This is a genomic window from Microcystis sp. Msp_OC_L_20101000_S702 (assembly GCF_007095705.1).
Lineage (GTDB): Bacteria > Cyanobacteriota > Cyanobacteriia > Cyanobacteriales > Microcystaceae > Microcystis > Microcystis ichthyoblabe_A.
Window position 1 is genome coordinate 19,245 of record NZ_SFBO01000001.1, and the last position, 20,419, is coordinate 39,663.

General features: G+C 42.5%; 23 protein-coding genes, 1 tRNA gene and 1 pseudogene. 7 read left to right on the top strand and 18 right to left on the bottom strand.

The annotated features are described in order from the left end of the window. Window positions 1-78: 78 nt before the first annotated feature. Window positions 79-285 carry a potassium-transporting ATPase subunit F gene (locus EWV60_RS00110; RefSeq protein ID WP_287230109.1) on the top strand — a complete coding sequence of 69 codons (207 nt, stop codon included), beginning with the start codon at window positions 79-81 and terminating at the stop codon, window positions 283-285. 167 nt (window positions 286-452) lie between these two features. After that, window positions 453-1,109, top strand: a complete 657-nt coding sequence (gene kdpC / locus EWV60_RS00115; protein WP_190537922.1) for a K(+)-transporting ATPase subunit C — start codon at window positions 453-455, stop codon at window positions 1,107-1,109. A gap of 139 nt (window positions 1,110-1,248) precedes the next feature. Here the strand turns inward: kdpC and EWV60_RS00120 are convergent, their stop codons facing one another. Together EWV60_RS00120 and EWV60_RS00125 are read right to left on the bottom strand one after the other, a co-directional pair. Beyond that, window positions 1,249-1,932, bottom strand: a complete 684-nt coding sequence (locus EWV60_RS00120; protein ID WP_123230173.1) for a YdcF family protein — start codon at window positions 1,930-1,932, stop codon at window positions 1,249-1,251. Between the two features lie 4 nt (window positions 1,933-1,936). After that, on the bottom strand, window positions 1,937-4,576 hold the full coding sequence (locus tag EWV60_RS00125) for a DNA gyrase/topoisomerase IV subunit A (protein WP_287230114.1): 2,640 nt from the start codon (window positions 4,574-4,576) through the stop codon (window positions 1,937-1,939). A gap of 82 nt (window positions 4,577-4,658) precedes the next feature. Between EWV60_RS00125 and EWV60_RS00130 the strand changes: the two genes are divergently transcribed. Further along, window positions 4,659-5,063, top strand: a complete 405-nt coding sequence (locus tag EWV60_RS00130; protein WP_002744345.1) for a response regulator — start codon at window positions 4,659-4,661, stop codon at window positions 5,061-5,063. A gap of 63 nt (window positions 5,064-5,126) precedes the next feature. On the opposite strand, the gene EWV60_RS00135 is transcribed toward EWV60_RS00130, so the two are convergent. The 7 genes from EWV60_RS00135 to EWV60_RS00165 all read right to left on the bottom strand — a co-directional run bounded on the left by EWV60_RS00135 (window position 5,127) and on the right by EWV60_RS00165 (window position 11,621). Beyond that, the gene (locus tag EWV60_RS00135; protein WP_287230116.1) at window positions 5,127-5,834 is read right to left on the bottom strand and encodes a M15 family metallopeptidase; all 708 of its coding nucleotides are present in this window, start codon (window positions 5,832-5,834) and stop codon (window positions 5,127-5,129) included. Window positions 5,835-6,117: 283 nt separating this feature from the next. Then, on the bottom strand, window positions 6,118-7,719 hold the full coding sequence (gene dndC / locus EWV60_RS00140; RefSeq protein WP_002734842.1) for a DNA phosphorothioation system sulfurtransferase DndC: 1,602 nt from the start codon (window positions 7,717-7,719) through the stop codon (window positions 6,118-6,120). A 158-nt stretch (window positions 7,720-7,877) separates the two neighbouring features. Beyond that, entirely contained in the window at window positions 7,878-9,113 is a 1,236-nt protein-coding gene (locus EWV60_RS00145; RefSeq protein ID WP_002732807.1) for a DNA sulfur modification protein DndB, read from the bottom strand. Window positions 9,114-9,560: 447 nt separating this feature from the next. Further along, complete coding sequence (locus EWV60_RS00150) at window positions 9,561-9,854, bottom strand: hypothetical protein (RefSeq protein ID WP_287230118.1); 294 nt, start codon at window positions 9,852-9,854, stop codon at window positions 9,561-9,563. Window positions 9,855-10,078: 224 nt separating this feature from the next. Further along, window positions 10,079-10,486, bottom strand: coding sequence for a hypothetical protein (locus EWV60_RS00155; protein ID WP_002774524.1), 408 nt, complete (start codon window positions 10,484-10,486; stop codon window positions 10,079-10,081). A gap of 3 nt (window positions 10,487-10,489) precedes the next feature. Further along, entirely contained in the window at window positions 10,490-10,888 is a 399-nt protein-coding gene (locus EWV60_RS00160; protein ID WP_002746868.1) for a hypothetical protein, read from the bottom strand. A 118-nt stretch (window positions 10,889-11,006) separates the two neighbouring features. Next, window positions 11,007-11,621 (bottom strand): DUF1349 domain-containing protein, encoded by a 615-nt coding sequence (locus EWV60_RS00165; RefSeq protein WP_069474515.1) that lies wholly within the window; start codon window positions 11,619-11,621, stop codon window positions 11,007-11,009. 509 nt (window positions 11,622-12,130) lie between these two features. Between EWV60_RS00165 and EWV60_RS00170 the strand changes: the two genes are divergently transcribed. Continuing rightward, the gene (locus EWV60_RS00170) at window positions 12,131-12,550 is read left to right on the top strand and encodes a XisH family protein (RefSeq protein ID WP_002774526.1); all 420 of its coding nucleotides are present in this window, start codon (window positions 12,131-12,133) and stop codon (window positions 12,548-12,550) included. Then, window positions 12,535-12,837 carry an element excision factor XisI family protein gene (locus tag EWV60_RS00175; protein ID WP_287230123.1) on the top strand — a complete coding sequence of 101 codons (303 nt, stop codon included), beginning with the start codon at window positions 12,535-12,537 and terminating at the stop codon, window positions 12,835-12,837. Before EWV60_RS00170 ends, EWV60_RS00175 begins: the two co-directional genes overlap by 16 nt. A 190-nt stretch (window positions 12,838-13,027) precedes the next feature. On the opposite strand, the gene EWV60_RS00180 is transcribed toward EWV60_RS00175, so the two are convergent. From EWV60_RS00180 to EWV60_RS00200, 5 genes are all read right to left on the bottom strand, one after another. Continuing rightward, a complete protein-coding gene (locus tag EWV60_RS00180) occupies window positions 13,028-13,213 on the bottom strand; it encodes a DUF5615 family PIN-like protein (protein ID WP_353734366.1) in 186 nt (61 codons plus the stop codon). Continuing rightward, the gene (locus EWV60_RS00185; protein WP_287230125.1) at window positions 13,214-13,438 is read right to left on the bottom strand and encodes a DUF433 domain-containing protein; all 225 of its coding nucleotides are present in this window, start codon (window positions 13,436-13,438) and stop codon (window positions 13,214-13,216) included. A 276-nt stretch (window positions 13,439-13,714) separates the two neighbouring features. Further along, entirely contained in the window at window positions 13,715-14,152 is a 438-nt protein-coding gene (locus EWV60_RS00190) for a type II toxin-antitoxin system VapC family toxin (protein ID WP_004161546.1), read from the bottom strand. Continuing rightward, window positions 14,140-14,355, bottom strand: coding sequence for a hypothetical protein (locus EWV60_RS00195; RefSeq protein WP_002746864.1), 216 nt, complete (start codon window positions 14,353-14,355; stop codon window positions 14,140-14,142). Before EWV60_RS00195 ends, EWV60_RS00190 begins: the two co-directional genes overlap by 13 nt. Window positions 14,356-14,595: 240 nt before the next feature. After that, the gene (locus EWV60_RS00200) at window positions 14,596-15,345 is read right to left on the bottom strand and encodes an NYN domain-containing protein (protein WP_012265277.1); all 750 of its coding nucleotides are present in this window, start codon (window positions 15,343-15,345) and stop codon (window positions 14,596-14,598) included. A 263-nt stretch (window positions 15,346-15,608) separates the two neighbouring features. On the opposite strand from EWV60_RS00200, the gene EWV60_RS00205 reads away from it, so the two are divergent. Together EWV60_RS00205 and EWV60_RS00210 are read left to right on the top strand one after the other, a co-directional pair. After that, window positions 15,609-16,508 carry a J domain-containing protein gene (locus tag EWV60_RS00205; RefSeq protein WP_287230139.1) on the top strand — a complete coding sequence of 300 codons (900 nt, stop codon included), beginning with the start codon at window positions 15,609-15,611 and terminating at the stop codon, window positions 16,506-16,508. A gap of 90 nt (window positions 16,509-16,598) precedes the next feature. Continuing rightward, a complete protein-coding gene (locus EWV60_RS00210; protein ID WP_287230128.1) occupies window positions 16,599-18,053 on the top strand; it encodes a serine/threonine-protein kinase in 1,455 nt (484 codons plus the stop codon). 735 nt (window positions 18,054-18,788) lie between these two features. On the opposite strand, the gene EWV60_RS00215 is transcribed toward EWV60_RS00210, so the two are convergent. The 4 genes and pseudogenes from EWV60_RS00215 to EWV60_RS00230 form a co-directional block, all read right to left on the bottom strand. After that, complete coding sequence (locus EWV60_RS00215) at window positions 18,789-19,190, bottom strand: type II toxin-antitoxin system VapC family toxin (protein ID WP_287230130.1); 402 nt, start codon at window positions 19,188-19,190, stop codon at window positions 18,789-18,791. Between the two features lie 79 nt (window positions 19,191-19,269). After that, window positions 19,270-19,524 (bottom strand): DUF2281 domain-containing protein, encoded by a 255-nt coding sequence (locus EWV60_RS00220; RefSeq protein WP_287230132.1) that lies wholly within the window; start codon window positions 19,522-19,524, stop codon window positions 19,270-19,272. Window positions 19,525-19,620: 96 nt separating this feature from the next. Then, window positions 19,621-19,824, bottom strand: a pseudogene (locus EWV60_RS00225) (IS1/IS1595 family N-terminal zinc-binding domain-containing protein); the annotation flags it as partial. A 349-nt stretch (window positions 19,825-20,173) separates the two neighbouring features. Then, a tRNA-Thr gene (locus EWV60_RS00230) sits at window positions 20,174-20,245 on the bottom strand. Window positions 20,246-20,419: the final 174 nt, after the last annotated feature.

A 20,419-nucleotide genomic window follows, 5' to 3' on the forward strand; every position in this document is an offset into this window, starting at 1 on the left:
TCTGATAATTTTTAACGCCTACCTACTTATTTTCTTGATTTACTGGCAAAAACAAATCTCCAAAAAACTCTAATTCTTATGAAAGCAGCCCCTAGAAAATACCGATTTTTCTGGTATATTTTCTTAAATTTCTGTCTAACAATTCTTTTCTCCTCCATCGTTCAAGCTTCTACGGGAAGCACTATCGATAGGTGGCAAGCTTCTGCGTTAACCCTTTTAGGATTAGTCGCCTTTGCTTTATTTATCTATCTGTTCCTTGTCATCTTTGTCCCGGAGAGGTTTTAAGAGATTTCTGGCACAATTAATTTTTGAGAGTTCAAAAATGGGAAAAAGCAGAAAATCTCTAAATAGACTCTTTCATTGATTGTTGTTTATTCTTAATTCTCCTGACTCCTGACTACTGGCTCCTGACTCCTAACTCCACCAACAAACTTTTTCAGTAAACCCTAATTATGAGTTTTGCACGCGAGGCCGGTAGAGCCATCCGTTCTACCCTAGTTCTCTGGGTGATCACTGCGCTGATCTATCCTTTCTCGATGATCGCCATCGGTCAAATTCTTTTTCCCTGGCAAGCGAACGGGAGTTTAATTACCAATAATCAAGGTCAAGTGGTGGGTTCGGCTCTAATTGGGCAACCTTTCACCAGCGATCGCTATTTTAATAGTCGTCCGAGTACCACCGACTACAGTACGGCCGATCCGAAAAACGATCCTAACAAGATCCTGCAAACCGGAATTTCGGGAGCGAGTAACCTAGCTCCCAGTAACCCTGTATTGATCGATCGCATTAAAGGAAAACCCGATCCTGATCCGGCGAAAGCTATAGAGGGGGAGATTCCCCGATTAGAGAAAGCGGGAATCAAACCCACCGCAGCTCTGGTATATACCTCCGGTTCCAGTCTCGATCCCCATATCACCCCAGAGGCCGCCAGAGCGCAGATCGAGCGGGTGGCGCAGGTGCGGGGATTACCGACGAATCAAGTGGAGATACTGATTATCAAAAACACCGACGAGCGCTTTCTCGGCATCTTCGGCGAACCGGGGGTTAACGTGCTGAAACTGAATCTGGCTCTAGATGCGATCGCAAATTCCCGCGCAAATTCCCGATAGGGTTTCTGATGCTAAATCCTATTTAAAAGGGATAGGGAAGTGACAAATGGGAAGAGAGAGTTTGCCTTTAAAAACCCCAACTTAGTAGATTTACAAACATGGGATGCAGCCGCTAAAAAACTAACTGGGAGAGGATGGTTTAGCTGATCTTACCTTGATATTCACATTGAAAACCTTGATCGCGCCAAGCTTCTAAATCAACGGAATTTAAGGGAATGACTTGCCAACAGGGGGGAGAGATTAATTGTCCGACAAAAGCCCAAATTATACTTCTAGTCACATCTAAACCAGTTTTTAGCTTTGATTCGTGATTACCAGGGATACCAATTTCTCGGACTGCATCGATTTCTACTGCTATACCGTGGGATTGCAAGTGAATTTCTGCTAACCATTTAGCGCGGGGTAAATGAGTAGGAGAAGTGACAACTTTTACTTTATGTACTCCCCATTGTTTTAAAATTGGCACGGCAAAGAAAAAATTGCCGAAGGTAGAATTAGCACACTTTTCTAACCAGACGTTAGTTTTTGGTGCTTTTGCCCGTTCAAATAGTAATAAAATACAGGGATCTTTCGAGCCTTGGGAAATTAAAATCGGTATATTGGGGTATTGCTTGGCCAGATTGGCCACATAAATTTCCCGACGAATGCTGCCCCCCAAAACTAAGATGGCATCAACGGGTTTTTGTTGATTAATTGGCCAGCGGATGGCTAAATTAATCGCTAAATTAAGGATAATAAACCCAAAAACCAGAATTAGAGTTAGTTTTAACCATTTTTGCCAATTTCGGTGTTTACGAGCAACATTTTTCGGTTTTTTCGCCATTGACTTAGAGATGGTGTAACAATTGTGCTTTGATAATTTTTTCTGTGGGGTTGAGTTTGACTAATTGTGAACCTGTCCCGTCTTTACCCGTGACTGCCACAGTTTCCACTTCTAAGGGTAGTTTTCGATCCTGATTGGTACTTAATAACACTATACTCCCCGCCCGCGCCGCTACCATGGCCGCTAAACTATCCTGTTTGTTGACGAATTGTAAAGCGGGTGAACCAAGATCGCCTAATTGTGATAGGCGTAAATTCTCGATCGCCAGTCTTTTTCCGTAACCTAATCCCGAAATCAGCAGCAGATTTTCCCGATGGGGGAGAGAAACACAGCCAGCTAGATGTTCCCCGTAGCGCAATCGCAAAATTGCTAAACCCTGGGCAGATTTACCCATAATTGGCAATAATTCCTCGCGCACAGGATAACGCAACACCCGACCGCTACTGGTGGCGATCGCTAAGTCTAGGCCTTCGTGAGTAAAAATAGCACCATATAGGCGATCATCTTCTTTCAATTTCATCAGGGACAAACCCCGACTACCAACCCCCTCTAATTCATTGATGGGAAGTCGCTTTATTCGCCCCTGTTGACTCAGTAAAAGCAATTCTTGATTTTTTTGAGGTTCCGTCAAGAAAAATTGATTTAACACCGCTTCTGACTCTTTTTGGGCGGTTTTGGTCAGCAGACTGGAGATTAACACCGGTTGATTCGCTTGCGGGGGGACTTCCCGGATAGCAATCGGGTAAGCTTTAGCATTATCGAGGATAACTAGAAAATTTTCCCGTTTTTCGATCGCCTGTTGATAGATAATTAAACCCCGGTCCGGCACTCGCTCTTCTGGTGTCGTCCAACTAATTTTATCTTCGGCATCAAGCAATAAAATCGCATTTTCTGGGGGTTCTTGGGGCGTAAATAGGCTTAAAATCGGTTCATTCTCACTCTCAGACTTTTTCTTAACTTTATTCTCCTGTTTTTTAACTTCTGACTTCAAAGAGGGTGTGGGGTGTGGGGTGTCGGGTGTAGGTAAGGAAACCTCTTTCGTCTGTGGGGGTGAAAATTTTTTCATCGGGACTGTCTCCTGTTTTTTAACCACAGAATCCTGTTTCTTCCCTTCTGTCTCCTGTCTCCTGTCCCCCGACTTGCCGGTGCGAATTTTTGTCCGTCTGCTATCGGCGAATTTTTTCTTTAAAGAGCGCAATTCTTTTTTCAGAGACTTGAGAAACTCCTGACGGTTATGGAGGAGAGTTTCTAACTGTTGAATTTTTGTTTGTAATTCCGTCGCTTCCGTCTCTAACTTTTGTCTTTCCAAACCGGTTAAACGACGCAGAGGCATAGCTAAGATAGAATCAGCTTGAGGGTCACTAATGCCCAATTCTGCCTGAAAACGATACTTAGCCGTCGTCCCATCGGGAGCATTTTTGAGAATATCCACCACTCGATCGATATTCTGCAAAGCTAATAATAAACCCTCGACTAAGTGTAAGCGATCGCTGGCCTGTTGCAACTCATCGCCATACTGACGGGTGAGAGTTGTTTCTCGAAAGTGCAAGAATTCCTGTAAAACTTGTTTTAAAGACAACTGCCGGGGTTGATTATCGACCAAAGCGAGGATAATTGCCCCGAAATTAGTCTGTAGGGCCGTTTGTTGGTATAAAGCCGCCAAAACCTGCTGCGGTTGACTTTCCCGCTTTAATTCAATCACCACCCGAATGCCTTCGCGATTGCTTTCATCGCGGATATCGGCAATTCCCTCCAATTTCCCTAAATTAACTAATTCGGCGATTTTTTCAATCCATGCCGCCTTATTCACCTGAAAAGGCAACTCAGTAACCACAATTGCCGTCCTTTCCCTTCGGCGCTTGCCCTCAATGATAATTGTTTCAGTTTTCGCCACTCCGCGCACGGGAATAATCCCCCTACCGGTGCGATAGGCCTCGCGAATGCCGGTATCATCTAAAATCTCGCCTCCCGTGGGAAAATCGGGACCGGGGATAATTTCTACTAACTTTTCCTCGCTTAAATCGGGATTATCGATCAAAGCGATTAAACCTTCCACCACTTCCCCTAAATTATGGGGAGGGATATTAGTCGCCATCCCTACCGCAATACCCGAACAACCATTAAGAATCAGTATCGGTAACTGAGCGGGTAAAACAACGGGTTCCTGTTGAGAATTATCAAAATTACTGCTAAAATTAACGATAGCATCGCTAATTCCCCCTAAAACCGCCTGATCGCCGATGCCGGCCAAACGGGTTTCGGTATAACGCATGGCCGCCGGGGGGTCGTTATCGATCGAACCAAAGTTACCATGGCCCGATAAAAGTGGGTAACGACTGGAAAAATCCTGTACCATACGAACCAGTGCCTCGTACACTGACTGATCGCCGTGGGGATGATATTTACCCAAGACATCCCCCACCACCCGCGCACATTTGCGAAAAGGGCGATCGGGGGTTAAACCGAGTTCGTGCATAGCGTATAATATGCGACGATGGACTGGTTTTAGTCCATCGCGTACATCCGGCAAGGCTCGCCCCACGATCACACTCATGGCATATTCTAGATAGGAGCGTTCCATCTCTTGGTGTAAGGCCGTGGGTATAATTTGACCAGTAGCTAAGAAATCCAGTTGTTTGGCCATGAGTCTCTCGTTTTTAATCTGTCTAGCTGTGAATCATAAGGCATTTTGCCCGTTTTAACCTTGTTTATCCCTGAGCTTCCCTATGACGACTGTTTTGATTGTAGAAGACGACCCGATAAATTTTCGCGTTTTTGCCAAAATTTTGACCAAACGAGGTGGTCTAGAGGTCAAAGGGACTGAAGATGTGGAAGAAGTGCTTCGTATTGCTCGGGACAAGAAAGCGGACGTGATCTTAATGGATGTCTCCCTCTCCCATAGTGTCTATGAAGGGAAAGCGGTAGATGGTATTAAAATCAGCCAAATTCTCAAAGCTAACCCCGAAACCGCCGATTTACCCGTTATTCTCGTCACTGCTCACGCTATGGAGGGCGATCGAGAGAATTTTCTCAAGCAGAGTCAGGCCGATGGTTATATTTCTAAACCAGTGGTTGATCACCAAGCTTTTGTTGAGCAAATCTTGGCGATCATCGATCAGAAGCCGGTCTAAGCTTTGAGTCTTCTTTTGTTAGTATATCAGTATTGATATAGACCAGCTGCTTTCAGTTTACCCCTAACAGCTATCTCCCTGATCCTCAACTCTGCCATAGATGGCGTAGGGTCGATCGAGCGACCAGGCCCACATCTGATCCCCTAGGGAAAAATGCCACCATTCCCCCTTATGTCGGCTAAATCCCGCCTCCTTCATCACTTTAGCCAATAAAACTCGTTTTTGATGATAGCTCTGTTCTTGCGGGCTTTTTGCGGCGATATAATAATCGGGATGCGATCGCTCTCCGATCTCATCGATTTCTCCACCCATGTCGATGGCTTGTCCCTTCTCATCCACTAGGGTAATATCGATCGCTGCTCCGGTACTATGGGGTGGCGGGGTGGCGGCATTATCACTGGGAACCGCCCAAATAGTGTAAACTTCTGTTAAAATCGCTTGACTTTCTGCCTTCGATAGTTTCTCTCTGGCTAATCCTTTTGTGTCTAGGAGAGTCTGAAAACTATAATCGACCATAAATTGTTGCACTTCCACCGGTCGATAGGCATCAAAAATCAAAATTTGCCAACCGGGTTGATAGACTTGCAGACGGTTTTGAGCATCAATCAGGGGATTTAACACCCCTTGTCGCAAAAAATAGGGAGATTTACCCCGATAATTAGCTCCTAATTTCTCGTAAGCATGGGGAGAAGGGATAACAAACTTATCTGCGGGTATAGGTACTAGGGGTTCCCCACATTCACGAATAGGAATTTTTTGGTAGGGTTTCATCTCGTCATCGGGAAATGGTAATTTTATTGGTAGTCCACTCGATCGCCAGTTTACATAGGGTTTGCGGCAAAAAGTTTTTCGTGGGGGTAGGGTGTGGGGTGTGGGGTGTGGGGTGTGGGGTTTTACCCATTTTCAGGTGGTCAATTACCTAATTTTCAGGGAAAAAGTCCAGGGATTTTCCCCCCAATCACTCCAATGGTCGGCACTTTTTGAGGGAAAAAAAGTCTAAAAACCTTATCCAACAAGGTTGTTAGATTTATTCAGCAAACCCTACATAAACCCGTTATTCCTCCTCCTCATCGGTTGTAGGGAATTTCATACTGGCCCAAGTTAACTGTTTTTGCGGGTCTTTTTCCGGTTCACTAAAACTCTCCTTGAGTTGTTCTTTCACCTGAGCAATATTGCCACTTTGAGCGGCATTCTTTAGATCATAGACATAACGAGCATTTTCGATCGCTTCCTCTTTACTACGAGAACTAGACTCAAAGCATTTTTCTAGGTCTTTGTAAATACCCTTGCGAGAGATTTTTAGAAAATATTGACGTTCTGTATCGATAAGTTTAGCCAATAATTCTAGGTGCATGGAATCCTCGGCACAGATATCCGCGAGGATATCCCATTCTTCACTCCCCAAAAGATTATTATCCGCTCCCGGTCGCGGATCTTGAAAAGTTTCTCCAGTCACTTGTTTATAAATCTTCGGTAATTGGTCATCAAATTCGTGCTTTTCTTCCCTCCAAATCCGGCGAATTTCGCTGAGTTCCTCCGTGGTAATTAGGGTAATATCTTTCATATCCTCTGGCGCATTAGTACGCACGCTCTCCTGAGCCTCTAATACCCTTCTCAGCCAATATTCCCGCCATTTTTTAGTATAGGGTCCCGGTATGGGTTCGATCGATATTTCTCCATTTAAGTTTCTTTCAAATAATTGTACTTTCCCAACAAGACGACGAAAATCACGTCTCTCTCTATCATCCAAAAGGTCTAATTCATTTCTAAGTTCTACGAGTGGTTGTAACCATTCCTTTTCTTGGTCATTCTGAACCATCATACTCAGAGATGTATCTTTATCTACCAAAGTACAAACCCAACAACCAAAACGGGAACTTCCACAGCTAGGAGTGGAAGTATCTACCACTAAGGGACATTCATTATCCGCAGTCGCTCCTCGATACATTGCTAATAATTCTTTGTTGTCTCCTCCCCAGGGATTTTCCCACTGCATTAAGTACATCCATACTTCATCAGTACGCCAATCTTCGATCGGACTATAAACGAGAGAATTCGGCATATTTGCATTAGGACTCAAACGCTCACGAAGTCTTTTAGCTTCTAATTTTTCCATCACCTTAGCACGACGAGAGCTTTCTGTTTTGCGGATTCCCAAAACTAATATTGTTTCCCCACAATTTCTGATGACTTCACGAATAAAGTTATTAGAAGCGTTAATTTTCAGTCTTCCAGTACACCAACGAAATTTCAAACGGGGAGCAGGATAACCCTTACCTATTAATCCACTCCAAAAGCGATCTTCCACAGCAGGATAGAGTAAATGTGATTTAAATGGCATTCTGTGAGCTTCTGAAGCTTTTTCCAGCTTTTCCATTGACTTTCTAACCCATGCAGAGACAATGGGGTTTTCAACCATTGTGTCGGTGGTGATCACATGAATAGTTTTTTGTCGCTTCTCTAATGGTAAATCAGCGATCGCATTCCAGATTAACTGTAAAACTGCTGAACTATCTTTTCCCCAAGAAACACCAATAATCCAAGGAATCTCATCTAAACAGTAGAGCTTTTGTACTTCTTGAGTCAGTAGTTTAATATCTTCCACGAACTCATCAATAGTACGATTTGGTAGTAGAGAGGTTTGGATTGCGGTCATTACATATATGCTTTTAAAGTTCTCCTCTCTATACTGTATGTCTAATTAGTAAAACCTATCAATAGTCACACAAAAAGAGAGATAAAGCAAAACTGCTCGATCTCTGCTTGTGATTTCAGAAGGTATATAAGACTGAATTGCTCTAAATCTACTCGAAACTAGATTAAAACTATCCCAGTTTTCTCTTGTACAGCATCTCTGGCGATTTTAAACGCTTTATCGACTGCTGTTGTCTGTGTAACTATCTTTTTAGCACCAGCATCATCAATCACGATACTATTTAGCCATAAAGCTGAGTCACGGGTATAATCCAAACCCGCAAGTGCTTTAATTAGAGCTTCTCGCTGTAAATCAGTGAATTCTTGTCCAAAAAAGATTAAATGTCCAATTCGACTAAGTACCTGAAACCCAACGGTATTAAAATCCACACGCTGTTGTCTGAGATCGTACAAGTTGAGATTGACCGTTTGAGATGCAGGTTGTAGCAAAAGTCGCCAAGTATCATTGTTTTTGGCGAATTCTGTGTAAAAAATCTTTAATCTCTCTAACATCAGGAAAAATTCACTCTTACTTTGACGAGAATGAGATTCTATAACTGGTTTTCGAGATGAACCAAAAAGAAATTCAGCGACACCGATTCTTAACTGACTCATAGTAAACATATATTTGGTGTCTTTTCCGATAGTACGAGAGATTTTATCAATCCGTCCATTGAAAATGACTAAATCTTTAGTAATTGTCCGAGTTAACTTAGCAAGAGGATCGGTAACGTCGAAAGCAGCCAATAAAGCAGGAGGGATGGGTTTATTTTTGGCACAATCGGCAAAATCTTGATGAATTTGATCCATATCTGCTTCTTGAACTACCAGCACAGTTACGCTGTCGTTACGCAAGTCAGGTTTTTCAGGTAAAACTTTTTCGATCGCTTTTAACCGATGTTGACCATCAGTAACATAAAGTTCTACATCTATTGGCATAACAGCATAACCGAATTTGACTGGACCTGCACCATAGGTAAAAACTTTGATCGGTGTATTCGAGTTAAAGATGAATGGGGGCAAAATATACTGGTCCGTATCTAGCAAATACTTTGCAATCTCGTTAACGTGCTGGGGAATAAGTGGTCTGTTCATGACTTCGTCCGCGTTAGACTTATTCTTTTTAGCTTCAGCACTCTGTAATTTTGCCAATTCAATCAGCAGACTACAAGGTAGAGAAAAAACTAGATGAGTTCTTCCCCCCTGTTCGTAAACATGACAAATAAAAACTCTCGCTCCTGATGTGGCCGAATCAGCGAAAGCTAAAGTCTGCGCTTCATCTTGTCTTTGACAGTGTACGATGTCAGCAGTGGAACGGTAGCCGTCGTCATTGACAGCCGATGTGATCTGAGTCATAATTAACCTTGAAAAAATGTCCAAAAACAATTAAGTACATACAAACGTCCGAGAAGTCCTACTGCAATAGGTACTTATCGGAATTTTTGTTTATGCACTGAATCTAGTTTAAAGAAAGCTTTTAGGCTTGTCAATGGCCCATATAAAGTTAAAATACCGTTTTTGCAGTCAAGATATGGACTGATTTTGGTTTTTGCAGTCGAAAAGTAGATTGATAGGTAAAATTCAGTAGGGTATAGGTAAGATACTCAAAATAGCAATCACAAAAAGGTAGAATATATGTACTTAAAAGCGGGCTTGTGGGGGAGTAGTTAACCTAAATTAGGGCTGGCTGAATATCAGTGAAAGCCTTACCAGAAAAGGGTTTTGTTACTTTTTCAGCCAAAAAAGTGCCAGAAACAAACGTTGAGAAATCGATCGGAGGGACTCAAAACCCTGGCACTTTTATTAGCGAACGCCAGATAAAATTGAGAAACTAAGGGACGAAACTACCATTTTGCCAACTGTGTGGCTCCTAGATTCCCTCTGGGGAACTATACAGCAAACCCTAATTAAGTTTTCTTGATCGAGAAGAATATCACGATACTGGCCGGCAAGTTCTACATTGCCTGAGCGTAATGGATACACCAAAACTTCCGTCAGCGTCAACGTAGAGGTAACAGCTAACTCTTTTGATAAGCGAAGTTGCTCGTCTGGGGTGAGATTCTCAACTTGCCGGCGAACATCTTGATAGGTAGTCATGCTCTTTACTCCCTGTTTCTTCCATTAATCATGTCATATTGCCCACAGATCACGGCTCCAAAAAGTAAGGTAAAATACCTCCATATTTGTCTATATCCGATCGCACTCCCGTCCGTCGCTGTGCCTAGAGGTTTTTAGCTTATAATCATTCAAATCGATCGCTGCAGCGGTAGGACTCGCATCAGGGAACGCACTTTACCATATCTACCATAGCGGTGATAATACTATTCCCAAGTTAGAGTTATACCTTCTAGGTTACATACTCTCTGGATAGTTTCCAGTTTACTCTCAGTCAATTTCCCAAATAGGTGAACTCTCATTTTATGCTTGGGATAATACTGTCCATAACTCTTGATTTGCCCGATCGCTGATTTCCAGCCTTTTGTATTTTTAACTTCAATTATTTCAGTATTAGTTAAGACATCTATTCTACCTACCTTATCAATGTAAACCTCGGTTTTTCCTCCTAATTCTCTAGCCAGTTTGTCCCGATACCAAGCCTCTGTCCCCTTTACAGGAGTATTTATCTCCGGCTCAATAACTATGCCATTAACCTGATTAATAAAGTCCCGAATTGCTCCTCTTACTAATTTTTGAGCAGCATTGGGGGACTGTCTTTTCCGTTTAGCCATTACTTACTCAGTGAATAATTTAGAGATCCCATACCCAGCCAAACCAATTACTGCTCCTACTGCCGCTACGGGAGCCATCGTCACTGCAACTGCCGTCCCTCCTACTGCTAATCCCATACCTCCAACTAATGCTGATATACCGGCTCCAGCACCCGCACCAATTGCCGCTGCTCCAATTGCCGTTGCGTCTTGTTCTTCTATTGCTTTTTTGGTTCCGTAAACTGCTGTGCCGACAACTGCTCCTGCTGCTGCTACTGGAGCCATACCGACTCCTAGAGCAGTTCCTCCTACAGCAAGTCCCATACCGCCAACTACTGCCGATGCACTAGCTCCAATCGCTGTACCCACTCCCACTGAAATCATTGCTTCTTGAACTTCTTCTGGCTTATTTTTGTCCGTCATTATTTTTTGCCTCATTAGCTTTGGGTAATTATGAAACTCTAGCATAAGACAGACAAGCCGTGAACCATAACAAGCCAGGCGTTAAGGCGCATAAGTGCCAGTCGGGTGCATACGGTTGTTAGCTGGCTTCCGGTATTGCCAGCCACTGATTGTCTGAGATTTGCAAGGTTTTGAAACAACAGCGAAACGCTTTGCCTATCGGGCTGCAGGCATACACTCCGATTTCGCAATCGTCGGCTATCTTGTGTAAGTGTGTGATCCGCATTTGCAGCCAAGCCTGCCCATCATAAGAATTCTCTAGCAGAAAATCGCTCCCCCGTTTACTGATGCGATACCACATTTCGCGGTATCGTGAAGAAATGTCTTGCGTTGCCCAATCAGAATATCCCAAATTGGTCACCACAGAACCAAGCCGACTAGCTTGTTCGCTTTCATATTCCGTGGAAACTTTTATCCAATTCTGACTGTCAATCCGCACCATTAGGCCACATTGATCATATTTTTCCCGAGGCTGAAATTCTACTTGGGTCATTAGGGAAAAATCGCCAACTTGTCGCATCAATAAGCAATGCCCATCGTCTCTTTGAAAACCATAGTGCGTGTTTTGCCAAAAATCAGTTTTTTCATCTGTAGAAATTTCCAACCCATTACCCAAACGATAATGCGTCGGCTCGTTGAGCCAGTAAAAATCATCTGACAATGCTGGCTGTAAAAAGTTTTCACTAAGTCGCATAATATCGCTCCTAATCAGATACATCGTGATATTACGAGGCCAGCTAACCATTGATTATACAGAAACTTTCCGAATAACCAGAGTAAGGATATGGGGAAACTTTCGGCATATCACCCCGTTTTGTGGATTTCTGACAATCAGCTGAGATACAAAGAACTTTTCAGCGACCATATCACTAATTCTTCAATCTGACTGCACTTCGTAACAAAAATTTACAATTATTCGACGGCACTCGCACTCCCGTCCGTCGCTGTGCCTAGACGTTTTTAGATTATTATCATTTGCTTGAATCAATGTTTAAGGAACACACCCTACCAGATCTGCACTGAGTTCCGTTGTTGCCTTGTTAGGATTAGGAGGATTAGGGTTAGTCTCTAGCCTGACCAAGCGAAAATAGAAATAGTAGGGTGAGCATTGCCCACCTTACCGCTTTTTCGGTCATAATAAATCCGAATTAGGGCGAACTGTAGTAGAATAGAAATCGAACCTCTTAAGCAGGGTTTATAAGGATGTCCAGACGAGACGATCTACATTTATCATTACGTCATACTTTAGAAAAAGAGGGTTGGAAAATCACTGATGATCCTTTAATTCTAACCTTAGAAAAAACCTTGCTTAAAGCTGATTTAGGAGCAGAAAAGTTTTTTGCTGCGGAAAAAGAAGATCGTAAAATTGCCGTAGAAATCAAAGACTTTGATACGCCTTCAGTTATCAGTGAATTAGAAAAAACAATAGGACAACTTCAATTATACCAATGGGCTTTAGATTCACAAGAACCTGAAAGAAAACTTTTTTTGGGCATTAGTCAAGCGGTTTATTTAAAACACTTCAAAAAAGCTATTTTCCAACTGGTTATTAAACGTAATAGAATCAATTTAATTATTTATAATCCTCAAAAGGAGATAATTTGCGAATGGATAACACAGTAAACTATGCCGATATTCTGACTCAAGTTATCAGAAAAGAGTCTGCGATGCAACCTCGATTACAAACCCTTAAAATTACCCCAGTTTGTGATCCAGAATCAGGCAACTTTTTAATAATTATGACTGGTTGGGAAAAAGAAGCATGGACTAACACAATTTTATTTCACGCTCGTTTATTGAAAAATAAAATTGTCATTGAAGATGATAATCTTGAAGAAGGATTAACAACCACTTTAATTCAAGCTGGGATTCCCCCAGAAGATATTATTACTGGACTTTCCCTAGAGTAAGGAAGGCATTACCCACCTTAGCGATATCGCAATGAATGTTAGGAAAAATTATCTAAATGCTTCAATTCTATCTAAATAGACATTAACTAATTTATGTTCAATAACCAAAGCTTCAACTTCTGGCCAAATAGGAGCTAAAAACTGATGAAATTCTCGTTTTCGTATATTGCCAAAACGGAGATGTACTACTTTAGGTGCAAAAAAAATTAAGCATTATTTGATCGGAAAAGTCTGTATCTTTCGTAACAATAACCAGTTTTTTATCCTTTGCATATTGCCAAATTTCCGTATCCCTTGGACTTCTCCCTAAAAATGATCGGTAAAGATGGAGTGAAGAGGATTTTAGCTGGTAAATTTTCATCAAAGAAAAAACCATTCATGCAATTTTTCTGACTTCATAGTGATTCGCCATCAATCTTGCTGCAAATTGCATACAGGCATAAATATCTTCTCGATTCAGAGAAGGATATTCTTCAATTACTTCTTCAATAGAATCCCCTGCTCCTAAAAATTCCATAACTGTTTGCACCGGAATTCGGGTTCCAGCTATAACAGGTCTTCCATTACAAATATCTGGATGGATATGGATACGACTTTCCATTAAGGTTTTGTTACCTCTTTGATGACCTTAAGTAAACTTATTATACCCTTTCATGGTAATAGGTGAGGATGTTGGGGTTCCTGAAAATCGATCGCTGCAGCGGTAGGACTCGCATTAGGGAACGCACCCTACCATATCTGCACTTCGTAACAAAAATTTACAACCCCATCATAAGCGATCGCACTCTCGTCCGTCGCTGTGCCTAGACGTTTTTAGATTATTATCATTTACTTTAATCAATGTTCAAGGAACGAACTCTACCAGATTGGCGTACTGTTACAGAGCATCCAAAACCAAAACTTTTAAATCTGGGACAGCAGCTAAACGGGCATCATTGGTCAAGAAAAACATAGCACCTTCTCCCATAGCAGTGGCAATCTGGATTGCGTCTGGAGTTCGCAAGTTTTGTCTTGCTCTTAACTGGGCGGCAACTTCGGCAATCTCAACAGAAATAGGTACTGTAATTAAGTTTTCTTGATCGAGAAGAATATCACGATACTGGCAGGCAAGTTCTACATTGCCTGAGCGTAATGGATGCACCAAAACTTCCGTCAGCGTCAACGTAGAGGTAACAACTTGAAACTCGCCTCGACTTAGCGCCCCAAAAAAGGCACGAACAAGCCCTAAATATACCTGATTTTGCTCGATCAGGTAAATGAGTGGCGCGGTATCCAAACCCACAACTTGACCTTGTAGTTGCATTAGCCATTCCATGAGGCTCGTTCCTGATTAACGTACTCTTGAGCATCAAGTCCATTCCAGATTTCTTTTCCTAGTCCTTCTAGTTCCATAATGCTATGCTTGGGCTTGACAAGCATAGGGCGACGTACCATTACAGCTAACTCTTTTAACAAGCGAAGTTGCTCGTCTGGGGTGAGATTCTCCACTTGCCGGCGAACATCTTGATAGGTAGTCATGCTCTTTACTCGCTGTTTCTACTATTAATCATGTCATATTGCACACAGATCAAGGCTCCAAAAAGTAAGGTAAAATGCCCCCATATTTGTCTATATCCGATCGCACTCCCGTCTGTCGCTGTGCCTAGACGTTTTTAGCTTATTATCATTTACTTGAATCAATGACCATGGTGTGTTCCCCAAAATTGATCGCTGCAGCGGTAGGACTTGCATTAAGGAACGCATCCTACTAGATCTGCACTACGTTTTTGGAGTAGTGCCATTCTTTTGCTTGCTCCTCACGAAGACTGCCTTATTTTTTCGCTGAATCTCGAATAAGTCAATAGCCTCGAACAGGCCACTCAACTTTGCATATCCGTAGTTGCGTGGGTCAAAAGATGTCTGATTTGCTATGTGTCCGCCAATCTCTGCCAAATTCGACCAACCATCATCGTCTAGAGTGCTAGAAACAGCGCCCCTCAATAAACTGATTAATTTGGTGTCTTGCTTCAACTCTTTACCAGTTTTCTTCACACTTGCAGAAACTTTGGAAGTCTCCTCAGAATTTACTGCTTGATCAATAGTTTCTAGGTATAAAAATGTTGAACACGCATAAACAAAAGGCAATGGTGTTTTCTTCTCGCCAAATCCATAGACTTTTAAGCCATTTGTCAAAATTCGCATCACTAAAGGAGTAAAGTCACAATCGCTCGACACGATTGCAAAAGCATCCAACTGTTGTGTATACAGCAAATCCATTGCATCAATAATCATTGCAGCATCAGTAGCATTTTTGCCCTTCGTATAGTCGAACTGTTGGACGGGGCGAATAGCGTATTCATGCAAACACTCCTCCCAGGCTTTCAGCGCAGGACTTTTCCAGTTTCCGTAAGCCTTACGAATATTGGCAACTCCATACTTTGCAATTTCAGAGACGATCGCCTCAATTTTTGATGCAGGGGCGTTGTCTGCATCAATCAGCAGCGCAATTTTTGATTCTGATTGCCGCATATTGCTCCAGGTGTGCTGATCACTTTAATTTTTGAACTCGAACAGACACTCTTCAAGTATGCCCCAACCGATAACCTAAGCCATCCAACTATTAATTATACAGAAACTTTCCGAATAACCAGAGTAAGGATATGGGAAAACTTTCGGCATATCACCCCGTTTTGTGGATTTCTGACGATTAGCCGAGATACAAAGAACTTTTCAGCGACCATAGCACCAATTATAATTCTTCGGGTAACTGAGCAGACTAACTAAAAGTGGCGATGGCGGAGCAAATTCTTTCTCTACTCTTGTACCTAATTCTCATTTTAACGGCTTTTTGGTTTATTAGCCCCCAAAAAAAGCCCCGTAGTCATCCCGCCTATCATCTTGCTTGTTTACTAGAAGATGCTCCTGAAAGCTCTTTAAAGGGTCAATTTTATCCCCTGGCTACTCCCTTGGCTACCCCGATCGCCTGTACTGTTCCCCAGGTGTGGCGCAGTGTATATAGGCAGTCTCTGGCAAAACCGGATATTAATTATTGGCAATGGTGCGGTATGCCCGAAAATGAGCAGTTTTGTCGGGAATTACGGGAATTATTGCGGTTAAATCCGGCTAGAGGTTACGCTAAGGAAATTCTCGAAAGTCTCGCCTTGGCTCAAGATCCTTTTTATCATCTCTACTGGGATCTAAAAGCGATCGCTAATGGTAACTTTAACACTATTGGGGCCAATAAACTAGCTGAGGGCAGATTTGCCAGGCGAGATTTGCGAACTCATCAGCAGATGCGGAGGGATTTTCGTCAATGGCATTTACAAGCTTGTGAACAGTTGGGAAAAGAGCGGGTTAAAGCGGTTTATCGGGTGTGTTATGGGTCAGATTGGTCATTAATCGCCCAAATTCTCTATCCTTCGCCCCGTTCCTTGGCCGTGATGATTATAGAGTCGGCTAATCCCGTTTGGTGGCGAGTTTTGGGGATTACTCCTTTTAGCACGACTAGCCGGATTGAGAACAATTATAAAACTCTCTTGTGTTATTGGCATCCCGATCGCAATTCCCATCCCAATGCTACAGAAATCACCGCCCATCTTAATCGCGCCTACGATTGTTATCAAAGTTTTCTGGAGATGAGTAGTCAAGATAATGCACCTTTGTGGACGAAAATCCGTCGCTGGATTCCTTAGACTTGACTCTAGTTTTTCCCTTGACTTTTTCCTTAACGAAAGAATGTTAGTCTAGGAACAATCTAGGACCACGCTTGCACTCTCAGGGTAATGAATCTAGTGCTTTTAAACAATCGCTACCAAATTGTTAGTATCCTTGCTAGGGGGGGATTTGGGGAAACTTATATCGCTATCGATACGAATATGCCTTCTCAACGGCGCTGTGTGATTAAAAAATTGCAGCCAGCTATTCAAAGTGAGGAGATGCCAGAATGGTTAAAAGAACGTTTTCAGAAAGAAGCAAGCGTTTTAGAGGAATTGGGAGAGCAAAATCGCCAAATACCCCGTTTGTACGGTTATTTTGCCCAAGATAATCACTTCTATCTGGTGCAGGAGTGGATTGAAGGGGAGACACTAACCCAAAAACAGCAACGTCAGGGAAATTTATCTTCCTCGGTAGTGCGGACGATTTTAGAAAATTTACTGCCTGTTCTTGATTTTATTCACAGTCGCCGCATTATTCACCGGGATGTGAAACCCGATAATATTATCTTAAGAAATAGTGATAATTTGCCCGTTTTAATCGATTTTGGGGTAATGAAAGAGGCAGTGGCCACCTTACTCGATCCTACGGGAAAAAGTGCCTATTCGATCGCCCTTGGCACCCCCGGTTATATGGCTTCGGAACAGGCTGCCGGGAGACCGGTCTTTTCTAGTGACCTTTACAGCCTAGGCTTAACGGCGATTTTTTTATTAACGGGAAAAACTCCCCAATATCTAGAAACTGACTCGCGCACGGGGGAAATTCTCTGGCGACAGGAGGCAGAAAATGTTAATCCTAATTTAGCTATGGTAATCGATCGAGCGATCCGTTTTCATCCCCGGGATCGGTTTGCTACTGCTAGGGAAATGTTAGCAGCTTTGGCAGAAATATCCCCGGATTTGTCCACCCAACCGACTATCGCAGTTTCTCCCCATAGTCCCCGATTAAAGTCCTCTACACCCCAAAAACCAACCGTCTCCCCCACTGTGGTTATTCAACCCAATTCCGGGGAAAAAAAGAATCCTTGGCTGCGGATTTTGCTGATTTTTGCGGTGACAATTGGAGCTTTTGCCCTGGGATATCGGGGATTTATGGCTCTTTTACCCAAAAATGAGGAAATCAAACCATCACCAACCCTCGAACCTTCTCCTAGTCCTGAAATCATTCCTCCTCCCTCCCAAGATTTTCCCCCTATCCGACGACCTTCTCGCCGACGGACTCCCATTTATTCCCCAACTCCTACCCCATCCCCCACTCCTACCCCAGAGGTGATTCCTAGTCCAGAAGTGACTCCAGAATTAACTCCTAGTCCCACCCCAGAAGAAGTAATTCCTATTCCTGTTCCTCTTCCTGAAACAGATCCGAGTCCTCAAGTTTCTCCCCTTCCTTCGCCTTCGCCTTCGCCTTCGCCTTCGCCTTCTCCTGTTCCAGAGGTGATTAATCCCCCGGTTAATGAGGATAAAATTGAACCGATTGCTCCTCCTGTTTTATCACCTTCTCCTCCTGAAGAAAATAGTAATTAGGGTTTGCTGAATAAATCTAAAAACCTTGTTGGGTAAGACTTTTAGACTTTTTGTCAATCAAAAAGTACCATATCTGGGAGTGATCGGGGGTAAAATTCCTGGACTTTTTCCCTGAAAATTAGGTAATTGACCCCCTCAAAATCGGTAAAACCCTACACCCCACACCCCACGAAAAACTTTTTCAGCATCCCGTAATTAATAGACTGCTTGCAGAAGTCTGGCAAGGGGAAGATGATAATTTTTTCTTAAACCTTTCCCCTTTTGCCTACAATGAAAGAGAGCTACTGTTTAGGCTTAATTCTTCTGATTCTATCTGCTCTGCCAGTTGACGCAGTAGATCAAAAATGCTAGTTAGGGTTTCCTCTGGTAATTTAGCCATATTCAATTATTTCTATCATCTGGCTCGTGCGAGGTAATCCTGTTTAATTTAGTTTGCGATCGAGTTGAGGATCAGTCAAGAGAGAAGGCAAAGGCGAATCCGACACACTGCGCCACAATCCCTCACGGAAAAGGATAGTTCGTCTGAGAAGCAGTAAAACAGGGGAAAACACCTGAGAATCCTTGCTCTGTGAATCGCTAAGCTAGGGAGAGGAATGTAAAGATTTATTAAATTGTAGCTTTTGACACAGTTGTTTTTTGGGGATGTGTATCCTTCTGTTGTCTGCCCTTGACGTTGGGTGGGGGTGTTGCTTGACCTAGCTGCGAGGTGAGCGATCGCCTAACATTTTGGGAAATTTACCAAATTCTTTGAACGGGGTAAAGGTCAAATATCTCATCAATGCTCAGAATAGGCATAATTTCGGTTATTGATTGGGATATTAAAAGTCGATCAAAGGGGTCTTTATGATAGTGGATAAGGGTTGCTAGTGTCCAGATATGTACTAGATCAATAGAAAGTATTTCTAGATTATTAATGGTTATTTGATTTTTAATTAATTCCTGTAAAGATGGGTTAAGTTGTAATTTTCCCAGTTGCAGTTTTATTTGCATTTCCCAGACACTAGCAACGATTAAAAACAAGCGATTATTTCGATCAAATAACAAATCTTGCCCGGTTAGTGATAGTTTTTCTGAGTTAATTGACCACCAAATAAAGCTATGGGTATCTAATAAAAGTGGCTCTACCGAAACCGTCATGCAAAACTATCAACAACTCATGCTTGTAAAGCTTGTACAATAGGGCTTTGAGTTTTTATTAGATTGATATTTATCAACTTTAGAGCATTGCTGGACAGAGAGGAAGCTTGGGGAGCGGCAAGAGTTCATCGGTTAGGGGTTCGTTAAAGTCATCGCTGATCCAGCCTTGACCTTGATATAATCCTGCAATTCTACCTGTTTGGGTTATTTGGGTTTGATGGTGTTGATTGACTATAGATTCCAAAAAATCGAGAATTTCTTGTTGTTGTTGGACAGGTAATGTCTGAAGGGTTTGCAATAAAGGAGAATTGGTATCTAGGTCAGCATCGTTCATAACGATTTGATTTGAGGATTTTGGGGGGATACCTCAAGGATAGCATGGGTTTTCAGCGATGAGGGGACAAGTTATGGATAGTGCGATCGCACTACTGTTGACATAATTTTGTAACCATGACCAACTTACCCCTGTTACTCTAGCAATTACTCGTAAGGAAATTCGTTCGAGTAAGAGTTTACCAATTAATTGTTTGGTTTCGTCAGAGACAGTTTTATTAGTGGGATTGATCACAAACTGACGACCACATTCTTTACATTGACGTTTGGGTTTTCCATTATGAATAGAACCATTCTTGATAGTATGGTGAGAACCACAATTAGGACAGGGGAATAGAGGTGAACTAGGGGGGGTATTTTTTCGGTGCTAGACTGATATTTGAGTAAGCTAGACAGGAGCCAGAAAAAGATATTTATCAGAAAAGTCATGATCAAGCTAGAGGTTTAAAGACTGATCGGGTTCCAATTATGTTTATTAATAAATATTTTACACAATTCATACCAGGTAGGCAAGAGGGCTACGCCACTACTACCGAATCATTACCAACTGACCCAACAATGACCAAAAAAGACCGACAGAATCAGTAAACCTTGCTGCGAAACAAGCCACCAAAGCTTTGTCGGGACTGAAAACATTTGGTTTTCCCAGAAGCTGGTGATGGGATTTGAACCCGCGACCGGCTGATTACAAATCAGCTGCTCTACCACTGAGCTACACCAGCATTTTTAACCAACCCATTATAACACAAATAGACCAAGTGGAGATTTTTTCCTCGTCGATCATCGGAAATTTTGGGTCTGAAACCCCGCCGTTCTAGGTTGGCTTTACGTTAGAATTAAAAGGCCAGTCTCGAAAACCAAGTGGACGGCGCAGCACCTTGAAAACTCGGCTTAGG

Excerpts from the sequence above, each read along its gene's own strand:
- EWV60_RS00155 (WP_002774524.1), bottom strand. The coding sequence starts at position 10,486 with ATGGCTAAACGGAAAAGACAGTCCCCCAATGCTGCTCAAAAATTAGTA.
- kdpC (WP_190537922.1), top strand. The coding sequence starts at position 453 with ATGAGTTTTGCACGCGAGGCCGGTAGAGCCATCCGTTCTACCCTAGTT.
- EWV60_RS00120 (WP_123230173.1), bottom strand. The coding sequence starts at position 1,932 with ATGGCGAAAAAACCGAAAAATGTTGCTCGTAAACACCGAAATTGGCAA.
- EWV60_RS00130 (WP_002744345.1), top strand. The coding sequence starts at position 4,659 with ATGACGACTGTTTTGATTGTAGAAGACGACCCGATAAATTTTCGCGTT.
- EWV60_RS00195 (WP_002746864.1), bottom strand. The coding sequence starts at position 14,355 with ATGACTACCTATCAAGATGTTCGCCGGCAAGTGGAGAATCTCACCCCA.
- dndC (WP_002734842.1), bottom strand. The coding sequence starts at position 7,719 with ATGACCGCAATCCAAACCTCTCTACTACCAAATCGTACTATTGATGAG.
- EWV60_RS00210 (WP_287230128.1), top strand. The coding sequence starts at position 16,599 with ATGAATCTAGTGCTTTTAAACAATCGCTACCAAATTGTTAGTATCCTT.
- EWV60_RS00135 (WP_287230116.1), bottom strand. The coding sequence starts at position 5,834 with ATGAAACCCTACCAAAAAATTCCTATTCGTGAATGTGGGGAACCCCTA.
- EWV60_RS00175 (WP_287230123.1), top strand. The coding sequence starts at position 12,535 with ATGGATAACACAGTAAACTATGCCGATATTCTGACTCAAGTTATCAGA.
- EWV60_RS00220 (WP_287230132.1), bottom strand. The coding sequence starts at position 19,524 with ATGAACGATGCTGACCTAGATACCAATTCTCCTTTATTGCAAACCCTT.
- EWV60_RS00110 (WP_287230109.1), top strand. The coding sequence starts at position 79 with ATGAAAGCAGCCCCTAGAAAATACCGATTTTTCTGGTATATTTTCTTA.
- EWV60_RS00190 (WP_004161546.1), bottom strand. The coding sequence starts at position 14,152 with ATGGAATGGCTAATGCAACTACAAGGTCAAGTTGTGGGTTTGGATACC.
- EWV60_RS00165 (WP_069474515.1), bottom strand. The coding sequence starts at position 11,621 with ATGCGACTTAGTGAAAACTTTTTACAGCCAGCATTGTCAGATGATTTT.
- EWV60_RS00160 (WP_002746868.1), bottom strand. The coding sequence starts at position 10,888 with ATGACGGACAAAAATAAGCCAGAAGAAGTTCAAGAAGCAATGATTTCA.
- EWV60_RS00170 (WP_002774526.1), top strand. The coding sequence starts at position 12,131 with ATGTCCAGACGAGACGATCTACATTTATCATTACGTCATACTTTAGAA.
- EWV60_RS00205 (WP_287230139.1), top strand. The coding sequence starts at position 15,609 with ATGGCGGAGCAAATTCTTTCTCTACTCTTGTACCTAATTCTCATTTTA.
- EWV60_RS00215 (WP_287230130.1), bottom strand. The coding sequence starts at position 19,190 with ATGACGGTTTCGGTAGAGCCACTTTTATTAGATACCCATAGCTTTATT.
- EWV60_RS00145 (WP_002732807.1), bottom strand. The coding sequence starts at position 9,113 with ATGACTCAGATCACATCGGCTGTCAATGACGACGGCTACCGTTCCACT.
- EWV60_RS00200 (WP_012265277.1), bottom strand. The coding sequence starts at position 15,345 with ATGCGGCAATCAGAATCAAAAATTGCGCTGCTGATTGATGCAGACAAC.
- EWV60_RS00180 (WP_353734366.1), bottom strand. The coding sequence starts at position 13,213 with ATGGTTTTTTCTTTGATGAAAATTTACCAGCTAAAATCCTCTTCACTC.
- EWV60_RS00150 (WP_287230118.1), bottom strand. The coding sequence starts at position 9,854 with ATGACTACCTATCAAGATGTTCGCCGGCAAGTTGAGAATCTCACCCCA.
- EWV60_RS00125 (WP_287230114.1), bottom strand. The coding sequence starts at position 4,576 with ATGGCCAAACAACTGGATTTCTTAGCTACTGGTCAAATTATACCCACG.
- EWV60_RS00185 (WP_287230125.1), bottom strand. The coding sequence starts at position 13,438 with ATGGAAAGTCGTATCCATATCCATCCAGATATTTGTAATGGAAGACCT.